Below are 17,452 nucleotides of genomic sequence, written 5' to 3'. Positions count from 1 at the left end.
GGGGCTAGTTTGCCTCGCTTTGTCCGAAAGTCAGACCGCGACGGTCAGCGTGTCCGCGCCCGCCGCGCCCGCCGCGCTCGTCGCCGCGTCGGCCTCCCGCTCGCGGCGCAGCATCGCGGCCAGCCGGCTCCGGTCGTCGCCCGCCAGCGCGGACCAGGGGCCGCGCTCGGCCACCCGGCCGGCGTCCAGCACCAGCACCTCGTCGATGGTGGTGTCGTCCAACCCGGCCAGCCGGTGGGTGATCAGCAGGGTGGTGCGGCCCGCGGTGGCGGCGAGCAGGTCGGCGGTGAGCGCGTCGGCGGTCGGCAGGTCGAGGTGCTCGGCCGGCTCGTCGAGGACCAGCACCGGGAAGTCCGCGAGCAGGGCCCGGGCCAGGGCGAGGCGCTGCCGCTGGCCGCCGGAGATCCGGGCGCCGTGCTCGCCGACCATGGTGTCCAGCCCGGCGGGCAGGGTTTCCACCCAGTCGAGCAGCCGGGCGGCGGCGAGTGCGCCGCGCAGGTCGGCGTCGGTGGCGTCGGGGCGGGCGAGGCGCAGGTTCTCGCGGAGGGAGCTGTCGAAGACGTGCGCGTCCTGGGCGCACAGGCCGACGGTGCGGCGGACCTCGTCGGCCGCGGTCGAACGGGTGTCCACAGCCTGTGGACGGCCGGCGGCGAGGGTCACCGTGCCGGACGCCTGGTCGAGGAAGCGCAGCAGCACCTGGGCGAGGGTGGTCTTCCCGGAGCCGGACGGGCCGACCACGGCGATCCGGCGGCCGGCGGTCAGGTCGAGGTCGACACCGGTCAGCGCGTCGCGGTCGGCGCCCGGCCAGCGGGCGGTCACCCCGCGCAGGGCGATCGGCAGCGGGTCGGCCGGGACGGGCGCCGGGTCGGCGGGTTCGGCGACCGGGACGGGGCGGGCCAGCACCTCGTCCAGCCGGGCCCGGGCAGCCCGCGCCCGCTCGCGGAACTGCACCGCCGTCGGCATCCCGGCGACCGCCTCGAACGCGGCCAGCGGGGTGAGGACGACCACGGCCAGGCAGGTGCCCGGCAGTGAGCCCGCCGCCACCGCCTGCACCCCGATCGCGGCGGAGAGGGTCACGGTCGCGCCGGTGACCAGCGCGGTCAGGCCGGCTCCCAGGCCGGCGGTGGCCGCCGAGCGGGCGGCCAACCCGGTCAGCCGGGCGTCGGCGGCCCGGACGGCGGCGAGCCGGGCCGGGAGGGCGCCGGCCACGGTCAGCTCGGCGGTGCCGGTGAAGGTGTCGACCACGGACACCGCCAGCTCGCCCCGGGCCGAGGCCCGGCGGCGCTCGGCCCGGCCGGAGAGGCGCACCGCGAGGGCGGGGACGACGGCCCCGGCGAGCAGCAGGCCCGCTGCCAGGACCACCCCGGCGGCCGGGAGGAACGCGGCCGTGGCGGCCGACGCGGCGAGCGAGACGAGCGCCGCGACGGCGGCGGGCAGGCGCCAGCGCAGGTAGTGGTCCTGCACGGCGTCGACGTCGGAGACCAGCCGGGCCAGCAGGTCGCCGCGGCGGAACGCGGGGAGGCCGGCGGGGGCGAGCTGTTCGAGCCGGGTGTAGACGGCGGTCCTGACCCCGGCCAGCGCCTTGAGCACGGCGTCGTGCGAGACCAGCCGCTCGGCGTAGCGGAAGACGCTGCGGCCGATGCCGAAGGCCCGGACGGAGGTCACCGCCATCATCAGGTACAGCACGGGCGGCATCTGCGAGGCGTACGAGATCAGCCAGCCGGACGTGGCCATCAGGGCCACCGCGCACCCGAGGGCCAGCGCGCCGAGCACGACGGCCGGGGCGAGCCGCACGCGCGTGGCCGCGACCGGCTCCGCGGGCGCGGCGGCGACCGGCTCCGCGGGCGTCGGCCCGGGATCCGCACCGCCCGCAGCCGCACCGCCCGCAGCCGCGGCGGTGCCGACCGGCGGGACCGCGGCCCCCGGGCCGGCGGGCCGATCGGCGGGCGGCCCGTCCAGGTGCACCCGGTGGTGCGGGAGGGCGAGGAGGGCCGGGCGGTGGGCGATCAGCAGGACGGTACGGCCGACGGCGAGCTCGCGGACGGTGGCGACCAGGGCGGCTTCGCTCGCGCCGTCGAGGTTGGCGGTGGGCTCGTCGAGGAGCAGGACGGGCCGGTCGGCGAGGATCGCGCGGGCCAGGGCGATCCGCTGCCGCTGCCCGGCGGACAGCCCGGCGCCGCCCTCGCCGAGGACGGTCTGCGGCTCGGCGAACTCCAGGGCGTGGGCGGCGGCCAGGGCCTCCCGCACCTCGTGGTCGTCGGCCGAGGGCCGGGCGAGCCGGACGTTGTCCGCGACCGTCCCGGCGAACAGGTGCGGGTGCTGCGGCACCCAGGCGATCTGGCTCCGCCAGCCGTCCGGGTCGTACTCGGCGAGGTCGTGCCCGTCGACCAGGACCCGGCCGCGCTCGGGCCGGACGAAGCCGAGCAGCACGGCCAGCAGGGTGGACTTGCCCGCGCCGCTCGGGCCGGTGACGACCGTGGTCGCGCCGGCCGGCAGTGCGAAGGAGACCTCGCGCAGCGCGGGCAGCTCCCGCCCGGGGTGGGTGACGCCCACGCCGTCCAGGGTGATCGTCGCGCTGCCGAGCGGCGGTACGGTCCGGGTGCCGCCGGCCGGGACCGGAGTCTCCAGGACCTCGAAGACCTCGCCCGCCGCGGTCAGTCCTTCGACGCTGGAGTGGTAGAGCGCGCCGACCTGCCGGATCGGCAGGTAGACCTCGGGGGCGAGGACCAGGACCAGCAGGCCGGTCTCCAGGTCGAGGGTGCCGTTGACCAGCCGGAAGCCGATCGACACCGCGACCAGGGCCACCGACAGGGTGGACAGCAGCTCCAGGGCGAAGGAGGAGACGAAGGCGATCCGCAGGGTCCGCAGGGTGGAGCGGCGGTACTCGTCGGTGATCCGGGCGATGGTCCGGGCCTGGGCCTTCGCCCGTCCGAACACCTTGAGCGTGGGCAGCCCTTCGACCACGTCGAGGAAGTGGTGGGAGAGCCGGGCGAGGCCGGTCCACTGACGGTCCATCCGGGCCTGGGTGGCGAGCCCGATGAGCACCATGAACAGCGGGATCAGCGGCAGCGTGACGGCGATGACCGCCGCCGACTCCCAGTCCGCGCCGAGGATCCGGGCGAGCACCACCGCGGGGACGACGACGGCGAGGGCCAGCTGCGGCAGGTACCGCGCGAAGTAGTCGTCGAGGGCGTCGACGCCGCGGGTGGCGAGGGCGGTCAGCTCCCCGGTCCGCCGCCCCTGCAGGTAGGCCGGCCCGAGGGCGGTGGCGTGCTCCAGCAGCCGGCGCCGGAGCGTGGACTTCACCCGCGCCACCGAGCGGTGGGCGGTCAGTTCGGTCAGCCAGGCGACGGCCGCCCGGCCGGCCGCGACGGCGAGGAGGGCGAGCAGCAGCCCGCCGACGTCCCGCGAGCCCTGCTGGAAGGACCGGACGACCAGTTCGGCGATCAGTCCGGCCTGGAGCACGACCAGGACCGCGCCGGCCCCGCCGAGCAGGACCGATCCGGCGAGGAAGGCCCGGGTGGTGCGGGCGTGCGCCAGCAGCCGCGGGTCGACGGGGCGCATCCGCTGCTGCCGGCGTTCCATCACTGCACCGCTCCAGTTCCAGTGGGCTTCAGTGGGCCGAGGGGATGTGCTGGACACCGATCCGCTTGCGGAACACCCAGTACGTCCAGCCCTGGTAGAGCAGCACGATCGGGGTGAAGACCGCCGCGACGATCGACATCACCTTGAGGGTGTAGGCGGACGAGGCGGCGTTGGTGACGGTCAGCGACCAGTCCGGGTTCAGCGTGGAGGGCATGACGTCCGGGAAGAGCGCGAGGAAGAGCATCGCGACCGCCGCCACGACCGTCAGGCCGGAGAGCACGAACGCCCAGCCCTCCCGGGCCAGTTGGTTGGCCGCCAGCGCGCCGAGCAGGGCCAGCACCGCGACCACCGTGGCGGCGAGCGACCAGCCGTTGCCGCCGTGGGCCTGGGTCCAGATCAGGAAGACCAGGGCCAGGACGGCGGTGACGGCGCCGAGCACCAGTGCCTGGGCGCGGGCCCGTTCCCGGATGTCGCCGACGGTCTTCAGCGCGGCGAACAGGGCGCCGTGGAAGGTGAACAGCGCCAGGGTGGTGAGGCCGCCGAGGATGGCGTACGGGTTGAGCAGGTCCCAGAAGGTGCCGACGTAGTTCTTGTCCTGGTCGATGTCGACGCCGTGGACGATGTTGGCGAAGGCGACGCCCCACAGGAAGGCGGGCAGCAGGGAGGTCCAGAAGATGGCCGTCTCCCAGTTGCGCTGCCAGCGCTCGTCGTCGCGCTTGGCCCGGTACTCGAAGGCCACGCCGCGCACGATCAGGCAGACCAGGATGGCCAGCAGCGGGATGTAGAAGCCGCTGAACAGGGTGGCGTACCAGTCGGGGAAGGCCGCGAAGGTGGCGCCACCGGCGGTCAGCAGCCACACCTCGTTGCCGTCCCAGACCGGGCCGATGGTGTTGATCAGGACGCGTCGCTCGGTGGTGTTCCGGGCCAGCGTCCGGGTCAGGACGCCGATGCCGAAGTCGAAGCCCTCGAGGAAGAAGTAGCCGATCCACAGGACGGCGATCAGGATGAACCAGAGGTCGTGGAGGTGCATCGTCCGTCCTCAGTAGGCGAAGGCGAGGGGCTTGTCGGCGTCCTCGTCGGAGGACGGCCCGCGCAGCGTCGGGTCCTTCGCGGGCGGCTGCTCGGAGGTGACCGGGCCCGGCTTGGCGTACTTGACCAGCAGGCGGACCTCGATGACCGCGAGGATCGCGTACAGCACGGTGAAGGTGGTCAGCGCGCCGATCTGCAGGCCGACGCTGACGTTGGGGGAGACGGCGTCGGCGGTGCGCATCAGGCCGAAGACGACCCAGGGCTGACGGCCCATCTCGGTGAAGATCCAGCCGAAGCTGTTGGCGATCAGCGGGAAGCCCATGGTGAGGATGCCGATCCGCCAGCTCCACCTGGTGAAGAAGGTGTTCATCTCGCGGTGCTTGGTGAGCATCAGCCTGGGCGGGACGTCCTCGCCGGTGCGGTGCTCGGGGGCGAGCCAGAACTTCCGCCGGGTGGTCCACAGGCCGATCACGGCGGCCACGAAGGAGGTCATCCCGAAGCCGATCATGAGGCGGAAGCCCCAGTAGGTGACGAAGATGCTCGGGATGTAGTCGCCGGGCTGCCCGCCGTACGCGGCGGCCTCGGCGGCGGCGGTGTCGTTGATGCCCGGCACCGAGGAGGAGAAGTCGCCGTTGGCGAGGAAGGAGAGTATCCCGGGGACCTCCAGCTCGACCGAGTTGTGGCCCTCGTTGACGTTGCCGACCGCGAAGATCGAGAACGGGGCGGGCGACTGGGTCTCCCAGAGCGCCTCGGCGGCCGCCATCTTCATCGGCTGCTGCTCGAACATCACCTTGGCCAGGGTGTCGCCGCTGAGCGCGGTGCCGAGGCCGGCGATCGCGGCGATGGCCAGGCCCACCCGCAGCGAGGTGACCATCGCGGCGACCTTCTTGCGGTCCTCCTCCTTTCCGCGCTTGGCCCGCCACAGGTGGTACGAGGCGATGCCGACCACGAAGGCGGCGCCGGTGAGGAAGGCGGCGGTCAGGGTGTGGAAGACCTGGACCAGCGTGGTGTTCTGGAACAGCACCCGGCCGATGTCGGTGAGCTGCGCCTTGCCGGTGGCCTCGTCGATCCGGTAGCCGACCGGGTGCTGCATCCAGGAGTTGGCGGCCAGGATGAAGTAGCCGGAGAGGACCGTGCCGACGGCGACCAGCCAGATGCAGGCGCAGTGCAGCTTCTTCGGGAGCCGGTCCCAGCCGAAGATCCACAGGCCGATGAAGGTCGACTCGAAGAAGAAGGCGATCAGCGCCTCCATCGCCAGCGGTGCGCCGAACACGTCGCCGACGAAGCGCGAGTAGTCGGACCAGTTCATGCCGAACTGGAACTCCTGGACGATGCCGGTGACCACGCCCATCGCGATGTTGATCAGGAAGAGCTTGCCCCAGAACCTGGTGGCGTGGAAGTACTTCTCCTTGCCCGTCCGGACCCAGGCGGTCTCCAGGCCGGCCACGATCGAGGCCAGGCTGATCGTCAGCGGGACGAAGAGGAAGTGGTAGACGGTGGTGATGCCGAACTGCCATCGCGCGATGGTCTCGTGAGCGACTGCTAGCTCCACTGCGCCCTCTCTCGGCCGTGAATTTCCATATAACGGACAAAGCGTACTTCTAGCATCCAACCGCGCCGAACCACGCCAAGCTTGCCCGCTTGTGAAAGTGAACACTTTCACAAGGAGAGTATCCACGATGCTTACACGGGCTCGGCGGGCGGGGTACGACTTTCGGACAGGGCGATGATCCGACGCGGGATCGGCCGGTCACAAGGAACATCCGGGCAGGTCGGCTGTACCGATCGGCGCTTGACAGCTCAGCGCTGGCGGGGCAGCTCGACCCGGAAGGCGGCGCCCCGGCCGGGCGCGGTGTCCAGCGAGATGGTCCCGCCGTGCGCCCGGACCAGCGCCGACGCGATGGCCAGGCCCAGGCCCGCTCCCCCGCCGCCGGTGCGGCTGCGCGAGGAGTCGACCCGGTAGAAGCGCTCGAAGACCAGCGCGGCCTGGTCCTCGTCCAGCCCCGGCCCCTGGTCGGCCACCTCCAGCAGGCAGCCGGCGGAGCCGGAGCCGACCCCGATCCGGACCGCGGTGCCGGCCGGGGTGTGCTTGACCGCGTTGCCGACCAGGTTGGTGACCACCTGGCGCAGCCGGGCCTCGTCGCCGAGGACCGGAGCGGGCTGGGGTGCGCCGGTGCCGTCCGGCCCGGTGAGCGAGACCGGGCGGCCGGGGTCGAGCGCGGTGAGGTCGTGCAGGGCGTCGGCCGCCAGGGTGCGCAGGTCCATCGGGGCCAGGTCGAGCGGGCGCTCCTCGTCCAGCCGGGCCAGCATCAGCAGGTCCTCGACCAGGCCCGCCATCCGGACCGCCTCCGACTCGATCCGGTCCATCGCCCGGTCGACGTCCTCCAGGGCGCCCATCCGGTGCAGTTCGGCGAAGCCGCGGATGCCGGCCAGCGGGGTGCGCAGCTCGTGCGAGGCGTCGGCGACGAAGCGCCGCATCCGGGCCTCGGAGGCGGCCCGGGCGGCGAACGCCGACTCGATCTGGCTGAGCATCGCGTTGAGCGCGGCCGAGAGCCGGCCGACCTCGGTGCTGCCGCCCAGTTCGGGCATCCGGTGCGAGAGCTCGCCGGAGGCGATCCGCTCGGCGCCCTCCTCCAGCTGGCGCAGCGGGCGCAGCCCGGCCCGTACGGCGAAGGCTCCGAGCACGGCGATCCCGGCCAGCACGGCGCCGCCGATGGTGAGGAAGGTGGTGCGCAGCCTGCCGATGGTCTCGTCGACGTCGTCCGTGGGGATGGCGACCAGGACGTAGGCGGGGGTGGAGAAGTCGGTCCGGTTGGCCCGCTGCACCGGCATGACCAGGGTCCGCCAGTGGCCGCCGCGCCCGGCGGGGGCGGTGAACGGGTGGCCCTGGCGCTCGTCGAGGGCGGCCGCGTTCATCCCGGGCAGCTGCGGGGCCGGATCGGTGTCGGCCATGGGCTGGCGGATCGTGGACTGCGGGCTGCCGTCGGCGCCGAGGTACTGGACCACGAACTGGCTGGGCAGGGCGACCCGGCGGCCCGGCTGCTGCTGCTGGTTGACCAGGTTGGGCTGCTGCTGGGCCCGGGCGGGCACCCGCCGGGCGAGCTGGTCGGCGGTGCGGCGCAGCTGCTGGTCGGCCCGCTCGACCAGCTGGCCGCGGACCGTGCCGAGCACCAGGGTGTCGCTGACCACGAGCCCGGTGGTGACCAGCAGCAGCGCCAGGACCAGCAGCCGGGCGCGCAGCGAGAGCCGGGCGGCCATCAGCCCTGCGGCGGGCGGCGCAGGGCGTAGCCGATGCCGCGCACGGTGTGGATCAGCTTGGGGCCGTGGGCGGGGCCGGAGTCGAGCTTGCGGCGCAGGTAGGAGATGTACGACTCGACGATGGAGAGGTCGCCGCCGAAGTCGTACGCCCAGACGTGGTCGAGGATCTGCGCCTTGGAGACCACCCGGCCGACGTTGGCCATCAGGTAGTGCAGCAGCTTGAACTCGGTGGGGGAGAGCGCGACCGGGACGCCGGCCCGGGTGACCTCGTGGGCGAGCGGGTCGAGGACGAGGTCGGCGACGGTGAGCCGGCCGTCCTCGGCGGGGCCGCCGGAGCGGCGGAGGATCGCCCGGATCCGGGCGATCAGCTCCTCCAGGCTGAACGGCTTGGTCACGTAGTCGTCGGCGCCGGCGGCGAGGCCCTGGACCTTGTCGCCGGTGCCGTCCTTCGCGGTGAGGAAGAGCACCGGGACGTGCTCGGGGCTGTGCGGCCACTGGGCGGGGTCGCGCAGCCGCTCGACCACGGTGAAGCCGTCCAGGTCGGGCAGCATCACGTCGAGCACGACCAGGTCGGGACGCTCGGCGGCGACGGCCGCGAGCGCCTCCTCGCCGGTGGCGGCGGAGGCCACCCGGAATCCGGAGAAGCGCAGGCTGGCGGAGAGCAGCTCGCGGATGTTCGGCTCGTCGTCCACCACCAGCAGGAACGCCTCGCCGGACGCGCTGGTCGCCTGTGCTGTCCCTGACACCTGTGATCCGCCTCCTGGTCGACTGTCTCCATGGACGATAGCTCGGGGAGGCTACGCGGGGTCGATGAAGGTTGTATTAATCACCCACCGTTGCCGGAACGTGCTCCGCCGAAGCCCCCGGCCGCGCCCTCGGTGAGCTGTGTGGCGCTGTAGCCGCCGTCGGCGCCCTTGGTGCCGACCACGGTGACGGTCTGGCCGGGCTGGAGGTCGGCGACCTTGCCCTGCTTGTTCAGGGTGACCTTGGTGGAGTCCCCGGTGGTGACCTTGACGGTGTTGCCGTTGGCGTCGGTGAGGTAGACGGTGGTGCCGTCCACCGCGCTCACGGTGCCGCGGGTGAAGCCGGCGCCGTTCTGGCCGGGCACCTGACCGGTGCCGTTCTGGCCGCGGGTGCCGTTCTGGCCGCCGCCGTACCCGCCGTAGCCGCCGGGGAAGCCCTGCCGCTGGCCCTGGCCGCCCGCCCGGGTCGCGCCCGCCGTGGTGCCGCTGTCCTTCTGGTACCAGACGCCGCCCGCGAAGGAGAGCGTGGCGATCACGCAGCCGGCCAGCGCCATGGTCACCCAGGGCAGCTTGCGGCGGGGCGGGGCGGCCAGCTCGGCGGTGACGTCGCGGGCGTCCGGCGCGGTGGCGAGCAGCTGCTGCTCCTCGGACATGGGTCTCTCCTACTCGTGTCTACTCGTGTCGCAGGGCGTCGATCGGGCGCAGCGCGGCGGCCCGGTTGGCCGGGTAGCTGCCGAAGAACAGGCCGATGGCCACGGCGATGGCGAAGGCGCCGAGCACCGACTCGGGAATGACCACCGGCTGGATGCCGACGATCCTGAAGTGCGAGCCGACCAGGCCGGCGAGGACGCCGAGCCCGGCGCCGACCACCGACAGCAGGGTGGACTCGGCGAGGAACTGGCCGAGGATCACGGAGCGCGGGGCGCCGAGCGCCTTGCGGATGCCGATCTCCTTGGTCCGCTCGGTGACGGTGACCAGCATGATGTTGGTGATGCCGATGCCGCCGACCAGCAGCGAGATCGCCGCCACCGCGCCGAGCAGCACGGTGAAGGTCTTGGTGGTGGACTCGCGGGCGGTGAGCAGCGAGGCCTGGTTGGAGATCCGGAAGTCGAGCTTGCTCGCGTCCTTGAGGGCGTGGGTGCCCATCAGGATCCGGGTGATGTCGGCCTGGGCCTCGGTGGTGGTCTCCGCCGAGGCGGCCTGGACCAGGATCTGGTTGACCGAGCCGAAGCCGGTGAAGGCGTTCTGCACGGTCGGCAGCGGGGCGATCACCACGTCGTCCGGGTCGTTGAAGCCGGTGGAGCCCTTGGCCTGGAGGACGCCGGTGACGGTGAACGGGGTGCCGCCGATGGTGATCCGCCTGCCGACCGGGTCCTCGGTGTCGAAGAGCTGCTTGGCGGTGGTGGAGCCGATCACCGCGACCTTGCGGGAGTTGAGGACGTCGTCGGCGGTGAAGTACTCGCCGTGCGCGACCTTCTGGTTGGCGGTCTCGAAGTACGCCGGGTAGGTGCCGACGATCGAGCCGACCTGGTACGAGACGTCTCCGTACAGCGCGGTGCCGCTGGTGGTGACCACCGGGGCGACCGACTTGATCGCGGGCGTGTCGGTGGCGCTCGCGAGCGCGCGGGCGTCGTCCACGGTGAGCTTCTTCGCCGCGGTCGCGGCGCCGCGGGCCGAGGTCGAGGAGACGGTCAGCGAGTTGGTGCCGAGCGAGGTGATGGAGTTCTTCACCGCGACGGACGAGCCGTTGCCGACCGCCAGCAGCAGGATCACCGAGGCGACGCCGATCAGCACGCCGAGCATGGTGAGGGCGGAGCGGACCTTGTTGGCGACCAGGCCGCCGACCGCGAAGCGGAGCATCTGCCAGGCGGTCACGCGACCACCCCCGCGGCGAGCGCGGGCGGCGGCCCGTCGACCTCCGCCTGCCGGACGTCGCTGGTGATCGCGCCGTCGACCAGCCGGACCACCCGCTTGGCGTGCGCGGCGACCTCGTCCTCGTGGGTGATCACCACGACGGTGCGGCCGGCCGCGTTGAGCCCGTCGATGATGGCGAGCACCTCCTCGGTGGAGCGGCTGTCCAGGTTGCCGGTGGGTTCGTCGGCGAGCAGCATCGCCGGGGCGGTGACCAGCGCCCGGGCCACCGCGACGCGCTGCTGCTGGCCGCCGGAGAGCTCGTTGGGCTTGTGTCCGGCCCGGTCGGCGAGGCCCACCAGGGAGAGCGCGGCCAGCGCCCGGCGGCGCCGTTCGGCGGCCCGCACGCCGGCGTAGGCGAGCGGGAGTTCGACCTGGGCGAGCGCGGTGGTGCGCGGCACCAGGTTGAAGGACTGGAAGACGAAACCGATCTTGCGGTTGCGGACCAGCGAGAGCTGGCCCTCGTCCAGGTGGCCGACGTCGATGCCGTCGAGCAGGTAGCGGCCGGCGGTGGGGACGTCCAGACAGCCCAGGATGTTCATCAGGGTGGACTTGCCGGAGCCCGAACTGCCCATCACCGCCACGTAGTCGCCCTCCTCGACGTCCAGGGCGACGCCGAGCGGGCTGCCGTCGGGGGCGGACGGGCCGCGCAGCGCGTGGACCGTGGCGTCGCCGTGGCCGTAGGACTTGGTGACCCGGCGGAGCTGGATCACCGGGGGCTTGCCGGTCGCCATCAGCGGGTGCCTCCGCCGGCACCCGCGCCGCCGCCGCTGCGCGCCCCGCCGCCGCCCGCGCCTCCGCCGGTGCCGCCGACCGCGCCGCCGAGGCCGCCGCCGTTCAGGCCGGGGAAGTTGCCGGACGGGAAGCCGTTGCCGTTGCCGGCCGTGGTGGCGGCCAGTTCGACCCGGTCGCCCTCCTTGAGGCCCTCGGTGACCTGCACGGTGGCGTCGCCCTCGATGCCGACGGTGACCTGGACCCGCTCGGTGGTGCCGTCCTCGTGCAGCAGGGTCGCGGTCCGGGTGGTGCCGGTGCCGGACAGGGCGGCGGCCGGCAGCGACAGGGCGTTGTCCGCCTCGCCGGTGACCACCGAGACGGTCGCCGACAGGCCGGTGCGCAGGGTGGAGGTGTCGCCGGTGATCTGCAGCGTCGCGCCGTACTGCACCGCGCCGTTGCTGCTGCTGGAGGGCAGCGAGCTGACCGACAGGACGGTGGCGGCGAGCTTGGTGTCGGACTGCGCGTTGAGCGTGACGGTGGCCGTCTGCCCCTTCTTCAGCTTCAGCGAGTCCAGTTCGGAGAAGTTCGCGGTGACCTGCATCCCGGCCGGGTTGGTCAGCACGACGAAGCCGGACGGCGCCGACGAGGAACCGCTGCTGCCGGTGGTCGACTTGGTGGTCGAGCCGGTGCCCGAGCCGCCGCTCGCGGAGACCGTGTCGCCGACCTTGCCGGCGATCGAGGCGACCGTGCCGTCGGCGGTGGCGGTCAGGGTGGTGCCGGCCAGCGAGGCCTTGGCGTTGGCGAGGTTGGTCTCGGCGGTGTCCACCTGCTGCTGCGCCTGGGCGACCTGGGCGGAGTCCACCTTGGTGGTGGTCGTGGTGGTGGGCTGCGGGGTGGCCGCGGTGCCGGTGCCGGTCCGCCCTCCGGAGGACTGGCCGCCGGTGCCGCTCACCTGGGTGGTGACGGTCTCACCGGCCTCCGCCTTGTCCAGGTTGGCCTCGGCCGTGGTCAGCGCCGCCTGGGCGGCGTTGACCTGCTGCTGGGCCGTGGTGGGGTCGACGGTCGCGAGCACCTGGCCCTTCTTCACCGCGTCGCCGACCGCCACCTTGACCGAGGTGACCTTGCCGCCGGTGGTGAAGTCCTGCGCGGTGTCGGACGGCGAGGCGAGCGTGCCGGATCCGGACACGGTGGCCAGGACCGTGCCCTTGGCCACGGTCGCGGACCGCGTCCTGGTCGCACCGGCGGCCGCGCTGGTACCGCTGTCCAGGGTGGTGTACGCCAGCGCGGCGCCGCCCAGCAGGGCCACACCGAGCGCGGAGTTGACGAGGACGGCACCACGCCGTCGCGGGAGCACCTTCATGGCGGACAGCTTCGCCGGGGGCTCTTTCGGGCCCCTGGGCGGAAGCTGGGAGCACGCTGGGTCCGGCGATCCGGACAGACGCCGCTTTTCGGCCCGGCCGGGTGGGGATCGGGACCGGATCCCTACCCGGCCTTGGCGCAACGGTCAGGAACCTCCCAGGGTTTGCCGCCGAGATCTCAGCCGGTCAGCCGCTCTCCCGGCACGCGAGCGCCTCGACCGCCTCCGAGATGGCCGGGCTGCCGGCGGCCTGCGGGGTCCCGCTCCAGCACCGCCCGGCCGACCGCGGTCAACCCGCTCGGGCCGGCCGTCACCGAGGCGCCGAAGGTCTGCATCGGCGCCCGCCGGCAGGGCTTCGGGTCGTGGCCGACCCGGGCCAAGAAGACATCGCACCCCGGCCGGCCACCGGGGTCGGACTTTGACAACGGAAACGTGTCAATGGGGTCAGAACTGGTGTTGGACCGCGCCGGACGGGCGGCTCGATACTCGACGTCGCGGCCCGTCCGGCATCCCGGGGCCTCCCCCCTCCCACCCCCGTTTCCGTTCCAGGAGAACCGTGTTCCGCGGCTACCGAGCCCTCTTCGCCCCTCCGGGCGCGCTGCCCCTGACCCTGATCGCCCTGTTCGCCCGCTTCCCCGCGGGCATGTTCTCCCTCGCGGCGACCATGCTGGTCACCTCGCTGCACGGCTCGTACAGCCTCGCCGGGCTCGGCGGCGCGGTCGTCCTGGTCACCATCGCGGCCACCGGCCCGCGCCAGGCCCGGCTGGTGGACCGCTACGGGCAGAGCCGGGTCTCCGTGCCCGCCGCGGTGCTGTCCGCACTCGGCAGCTGCGCCGTCCTGGCCGCCCTCACCACGCACGCGCCGACCTGGGCCTACCTGCTCGGCTGCGCGCTCAGCGGGGTCGGCCCCAACACCGGGTCGCTGGCCCGCGCCCGCTGGGCCCACCTGCACAAGGGCGACGAGCACACCCTGCACGCCGCCTACGCCTACGAGGGCGTCGCCGACGAGATCTGCTTCATCCTGGGGCCGGTCGCCGTCATGGGTCTGGTCACCGCCTTCTCCCCGCTGACCGCCTACGCGGCGGCGAACGCGATCGCGCTGCTCGGCAGCCTCGCCCTCGCCACCCAGCGCCGCACCGAGCCGCCGCCCGCGCCCCCGGCGGCGGCCGCCGACAGGGCGTCCGCGCTGCGCAGCGGCGGGGTGGCGGCCCTGGTGCTGGTGCTGGTCGCGACCGGCGGCGTCTTCGGGACGATGGAGATCACCACCGTCGGCTTCGCCCAGGCCCACGGCCAGAAGACGGCGGCGAGCCTGGTGCTGTCCTGCTACGCGCTCGGCTCGTGCCTGTCCGGCATCGCCTTCGGCCTGTGGCGGCCGCGCGGCCGCGCGCTGACCCGGTTGCGCTGGGCGCTGGCCGCGATGGCCCTGTCGCTGACGCCGCTGGTGTTCGTGCGGACACTGCCGCAGGTCGCCGTGGTGCTGTTCCTCGCGGGCTTCACCACAGCCCCGACGATGTCCACCGCGATGGGCATGGTCGGCGAACTGGTGCCGGAGGGGAAGCTCACCGAGGGCTTCACCTGGACGACGACCGGCCTGCTGGTCGGGATCTCGGCGGGGGTGGCGGCCGGCGGCTGGCTGGTCGACCACCTGGCCCCCGGCAGCGGCTACCGGGTGCCCGCGCTCGCCGCCCTGCTGGCCCTGGCGCTCTCGCTGCGCCTGGTCCCGGCCCGCCCGCAGGTCGCCGCACCCCCGCTGGCCAGCAAAGTTTTGCAGTAACTTGCAGAAATGCATTGCTGGCGAAGGGCCGCCGCCGCTACGCTTCCCGCGTTCCGTGACTCCGGCACGAGGGGGATCCAGTGTCAACGGCACCCATGACGACGTCCTCGCCCGCTCCCGCCCTGGCGGGAGCCGAGCGCGCCCTGCCGGACGGCGGGGTGCTCGACCTCTTCGAGGCCCGCGCGCAGGCGGCCCCCGACGCGATCGCCCTGGTCTGCCGGGGGGAGCGGCACACCTACGGCCGACTCGACCGGGCCGCCGACGCCGCCGCCCGCCGGCTCGCCGCCGCAGGGGTCGGCCGGGGTACGACGGTCGCGGTCGCCACCACCCGCTCCGCGGCCTCCGTCGTCGCCATGGTCGCGGTGTGGAAGCTCGACGCCGTCGTCCTGCCCGTCGACCCGCGGCACCCGGACGACCGGATCGCCTTCCTGCTGGACGACGCGGGGGCCGGGGCCGTACTGGCCGACGTGGCCTCGGCGCCGCGCTTCGGATCCTTCGGCCCGCCGGTGGTCCCCGTCACCGACGGGCTCCACGAGGAGGCGGCCGATGCCAACGGACCGCTCGCCCCCCGGGGCCCGGTGACGGACCGCAGCCCGGCCTACCTCCTCTACACCTCCGGCTCGACCGGGCAGCCCAAGGGCGTCCGGGGCAGCCACCGCGCCCTGCTCAACGTCGTGCTCGAACTCGCCGACGTCCTGCGGACGACCCCGGAGAGCCGCTGGGCCACCCTCGCCCCCTGGACGTTCGACATCTCCCTCGGCGAGCTCTGGGTCCCGCTCGCCACCGGCGCCCGGCTGGTCGTCCCCACCGAGGAGGAGCTCCGGGACGCCGCGGCCCTGGTCCGCCTGCTCGCCGCCGAGGGCGTCGACCGGATGCAGGCGGTGCCCGCGCAGTGGACGGCCCTGCTGGACGCCGGCTTCGACGGCCCGTCGACGCGGGCGATGACCGGCGGGGAGGCCCTCACGCCCGCCCTCGCCCAGCGGCTCCGGCCGCGCCTCGCCGACCTGGTCAACGGCTACGGCCCGACCGAGACGACGGTGCTCTCCACCCTGTGGCAGGTCCCCGCGGACCTCGCGGACGGCGCGGTGACGGCGATCGGCCGCCCGATCGCCAACACCCGGGCCTACCTCCTCGACGACCTGCGCCGGCCGGTGGCCCCCGGCGAGCCGGGCGAGCTGTACCTGGCCGGCGCGGGCGTGACGCTGGGCTACCTGAACCGGCCCGCCCTGGACGCCGAGCGCTTCTCGGACGAGCCGGGCGTCCCCGGCTCCCGCTGCTACCGCACCGGCGACCGGTGCCGGATCGGCTCCGACGGCGTGCTGGAGTACCTGGGCCGCGAGGACGGGCAGGTGAAGCTCCGCGGCCAGCGGATCGAACTCGGCGAGGTGGAGAGCCGGTTGGCCCAGCACCCGGGCCTCGGCGCGGCCGCGGCGACCGTGCACGAGGACACGCTGATCGCCTTCGTCGTCCCGGCCGCGCACGGGGAGTCCGTGCCGACCGGCGCCCAGGTCCGCGCCCACATGGCGGCGCTGGTCCCCGAGGCCCTGGTGCCCGGCGTCGTGGTGACGCTGGACCGGCTCCCCCTGACCGCCCACGACAAGGTGGACCGGGCCGCGCTGAGCGCGCTCGCGGCCGACCGCACCGCACCCGCCGGGGCGGCGGAGCCGGGGGAGCCGCGGTCGACCGCGGGCGGCTCGCTGGTCGACGAGGTCTGCGGCCTGTGCCAGGAGGTCCTGGGCGTCCCGCTGATCACCCCCGCGGACGACCTCTTCGCGCTCGGCGCGCACTCGCTGGCCATGATGCAGCTGGCCGCCAGGCTGGGCACCCTGACGGGGGTCGAGGTGCCGACCACCCTCATCTACGACGCCGAGACGGTCGCCGACCTGGTCGAGGAGCTCCGCGCGCTGCTCCCCGGGGCAGCTCGGTGAGACCCGACCACCTCCGACCGCACCACCTCGCCTTCCAGGCCGAGGCCCGGGCCTTCGTCGCCGCGGAGATCACCCCGCACTACGCCCGCTGGGAGGAGCAGGGGGCGGTGGACCCCGCCCTGTGGACCGCGGCCGGCGCCGCCGGGCTGCTCGGCCTGGACGTCCCCCCGGCCTGGGGCGGCCGCGGGCTGACCGACCTGCGCCACCACTTCCTGCTCGACACCGAACTGGTCCGGGCCGGCGCGGCCGGGGTCGGCTTCGCGCTGCACAACGACGTCGTGGCCCCCTACCTGACCGACCTGACCGACGCCGCGCAGCGCGCCCGGTGGCTGCCCGGGTTCTGCGCCGGCCGGCTCCGGGTGGCCATCGCCATGAGCGAGCCGGACTGCGGCAGCGACCTGCGGGCGATGCGCACCACCGCGGTCCGGGACGGCTCCCACTACGTGCTGAACGGCACCAAGACCTTCGTCAGCAACGGCAGCCACGCCGAGCTGATCGTGGTCGCGGCGGTCACCGACCGGGCCCGGGTCCGGCGCGGGGGCGGCATCAGCCTCTTCGTCCTGGAGGGCGACCCGGCCGGCCTCGACCGGGGCAGGCCGATGCGCACGCTCGGGTCGCCGCTGACCGATGTCGTCGACCTCCACCTGGCCGACGTCCGGGTGCCGGCCGACCGGCTGCTCGGCCAGGAGGGCCGGGGACTGGGCCAGTTGACCGGCAACCTGGCCCGGGAGCGGCTGAGCATCGCGGTGGCCGCGGTCGCGGGCGCCGAGGCGGTGTTCGCCGACACGCTGGAGCGGCGGGCCGCGGCGCCCCCGGGCCCGGACTCCCAGGCCGCCAGGTTCGTGCTCGCCGAGGTGGCCGCCGACCTGGAGGCGGCCCGCGCCTACCTCGACCGCTGCGTGCTCGACCTGGTCGAGGGCCTGCTGCCGCCCGCGGCGGCCGCCGTGGCCGCCGCGCAGGCGAAGTGGTGGACCACGGCCCTGCAGCAGCGGGTGGTCGACCGCTGCCTGCAACTGGTCTGCGAGGACGGACTTCCGCACGACAGCCGCGCCGCCCGCGCCTACCGGGAGACGCGGATGATGCCCATCTACGGCGGCGCCAACGAGGTCATGAAGGAACTCGTCGGCCGTTCGCTGGGCCTCTGAGAACCTCT

12 protein-coding genes are annotated in these 17,452 nt (G+C 74.0%); 3 read left to right on the top strand and 9 right to left on the bottom strand.

Annotated elements, in window-relative coordinates:
- Positions 1-30: 30 nt before the first annotated feature.
- The 9 genes from cydD to ABEB06_RS20145 form a co-directional block, all read right to left on the bottom strand.
- Positions 31-3,564: a thiol reductant ABC exporter subunit CydD gene (gene cydD / locus ABEB06_RS20185; protein ID WP_345701918.1), complete on the bottom strand. Its 3,534-nt coding sequence runs from the start codon at positions 3,562-3,564 to the stop codon at positions 31-33.
- 49 nt (positions 3,565-3,613) lie between these two features.
- The gene (gene cydB / locus ABEB06_RS20180) at positions 3,614-4,615 is read right to left on the bottom strand and encodes a cytochrome d ubiquinol oxidase subunit II (protein ID WP_345698265.1); all 1,002 of its coding nucleotides are present in this window, start codon (positions 4,613-4,615) and stop codon (positions 3,614-3,616) included.
- A 9-nt stretch (positions 4,616-4,624) separates the two neighbouring features.
- On the bottom strand, positions 4,625-6,166 hold the full coding sequence (locus ABEB06_RS20175) for a cytochrome ubiquinol oxidase subunit I (RefSeq protein WP_345698264.1): 1,542 nt from the start codon (positions 6,164-6,166) through the stop codon (positions 4,625-4,627).
- Positions 6,167-6,414: 248 nt separating this feature from the next.
- Positions 6,415-7,872 carry an ATP-binding protein gene (locus ABEB06_RS20170; protein ID WP_345698263.1) on the bottom strand — a complete coding sequence of 486 codons (1,458 nt, stop codon included), beginning with the start codon at positions 7,870-7,872 and terminating at the stop codon, positions 6,415-6,417.
- On the bottom strand, positions 7,872-8,618 hold the full coding sequence (locus ABEB06_RS20165) for a response regulator transcription factor (protein WP_345698262.1): 747 nt from the start codon (positions 8,616-8,618) through the stop codon (positions 7,872-7,874). The genes ABEB06_RS20170 and ABEB06_RS20165 overlap by 1 nt, the downstream gene beginning before the upstream one ends.
- A gap of 80 nt (positions 8,619-8,698) precedes the next feature.
- Positions 8,699-9,268, bottom strand: a complete 570-nt coding sequence (locus ABEB06_RS20160) for a hypothetical protein (protein WP_345698261.1) — start codon at positions 9,266-9,268, stop codon at positions 8,699-8,701.
- 19 nt (positions 9,269-9,287) lie between these two features.
- Entirely contained in the window at positions 9,288-10,490 is a 1,203-nt protein-coding gene (locus tag ABEB06_RS20155) for an ABC transporter permease (RefSeq protein ID WP_345698260.1), read from the bottom strand.
- A complete protein-coding gene (locus ABEB06_RS20150; RefSeq protein ID WP_345698259.1) occupies positions 10,487-11,260 on the bottom strand; it encodes an ABC transporter ATP-binding protein in 774 nt (257 codons plus the stop codon). Before ABEB06_RS20150 ends, ABEB06_RS20155 begins: the two co-directional genes overlap by 4 nt.
- Positions 11,260-12,600: an efflux RND transporter periplasmic adaptor subunit gene (locus tag ABEB06_RS20145; RefSeq protein WP_345698258.1), complete on the bottom strand. Its 1,341-nt coding sequence runs from the start codon at positions 12,598-12,600 to the stop codon at positions 11,260-11,262. The genes ABEB06_RS20150 and ABEB06_RS20145 overlap by 1 nt, the downstream gene beginning before the upstream one ends.
- Positions 12,601-13,153: 553 nt before the next feature.
- Between ABEB06_RS20145 and ABEB06_RS20140 the strand changes: the two genes are divergently transcribed.
- From ABEB06_RS20140 to ABEB06_RS20130, 3 genes are all read left to right on the top strand, one after another.
- A complete protein-coding gene (locus ABEB06_RS20140; protein ID WP_345698257.1) occupies positions 13,154-14,371 on the top strand; it encodes an MFS transporter in 1,218 nt (405 codons plus the stop codon).
- 95 nt (positions 14,372-14,466) lie between these two features.
- On the top strand, positions 14,467-16,299 hold the full coding sequence (locus ABEB06_RS20135; protein WP_345698256.1) for a non-ribosomal peptide synthetase: 1,833 nt from the start codon (positions 14,467-14,469) through the stop codon (positions 16,297-16,299).
- Complete coding sequence (locus ABEB06_RS20130; protein WP_345698255.1) at positions 16,296-17,444, top strand: acyl-CoA dehydrogenase family protein; 1,149 nt, start codon at positions 16,296-16,298, stop codon at positions 17,442-17,444. Before ABEB06_RS20135 ends, ABEB06_RS20130 begins: the two co-directional genes overlap by 4 nt.
- The last annotated feature ends 8 nt before the right edge of the window (positions 17,445-17,452 follow it).

It is taken from the genome of Kitasatospora terrestris (genome assembly GCF_039542905.1).
GTDB lineage: Bacteria > Actinomycetota > Actinomycetes > Streptomycetales > Streptomycetaceae > Kitasatospora > Kitasatospora terrestris.
Note: the sequence above shows the minus strand (reverse complement) of the source record. Positions and strands in the feature narration are given on the sequence as shown.

Bases quoted from the DNA above. Each gene is read 5' to 3' on its own strand.
- ABEB06_RS20135 (WP_345698256.1), top strand. From the start codon at position 14,467: ATGACGACGTCCTCGCCCGCTCCCGCCCTGGCGGGAGCCGAGCGCGCC.
- ABEB06_RS20160 (WP_345698261.1), bottom strand. From the start codon at position 9,268: ATGTCCGAGGAGCAGCAGCTGCTCGCCACCGCGCCGGACGCCCGCGAC.
- ABEB06_RS20150 (WP_345698259.1), bottom strand. From the start codon at position 11,260: ATGGCGACCGGCAAGCCCCCGGTGATCCAGCTCCGCCGGGTCACCAAG.
- ABEB06_RS20145 (WP_345698258.1), bottom strand. From the start codon at position 12,600: ATGAAGGTGCTCCCGCGACGGCGTGGTGCCGTCCTCGTCAACTCCGCG.
- ABEB06_RS20170 (WP_345698263.1), bottom strand. From the start codon at position 7,872: ATGGCCGCCCGGCTCTCGCTGCGCGCCCGGCTGCTGGTCCTGGCGCTG.
- cydB (WP_345698265.1), bottom strand. From the start codon at position 4,615: ATGCACCTCCACGACCTCTGGTTCATCCTGATCGCCGTCCTGTGGATC.
- cydD (WP_345701918.1), bottom strand. From the start codon at position 3,564: ATGCGCCCCGTCGACCCGCGGCTGCTGGCGCACGCCCGCACCACCCGG.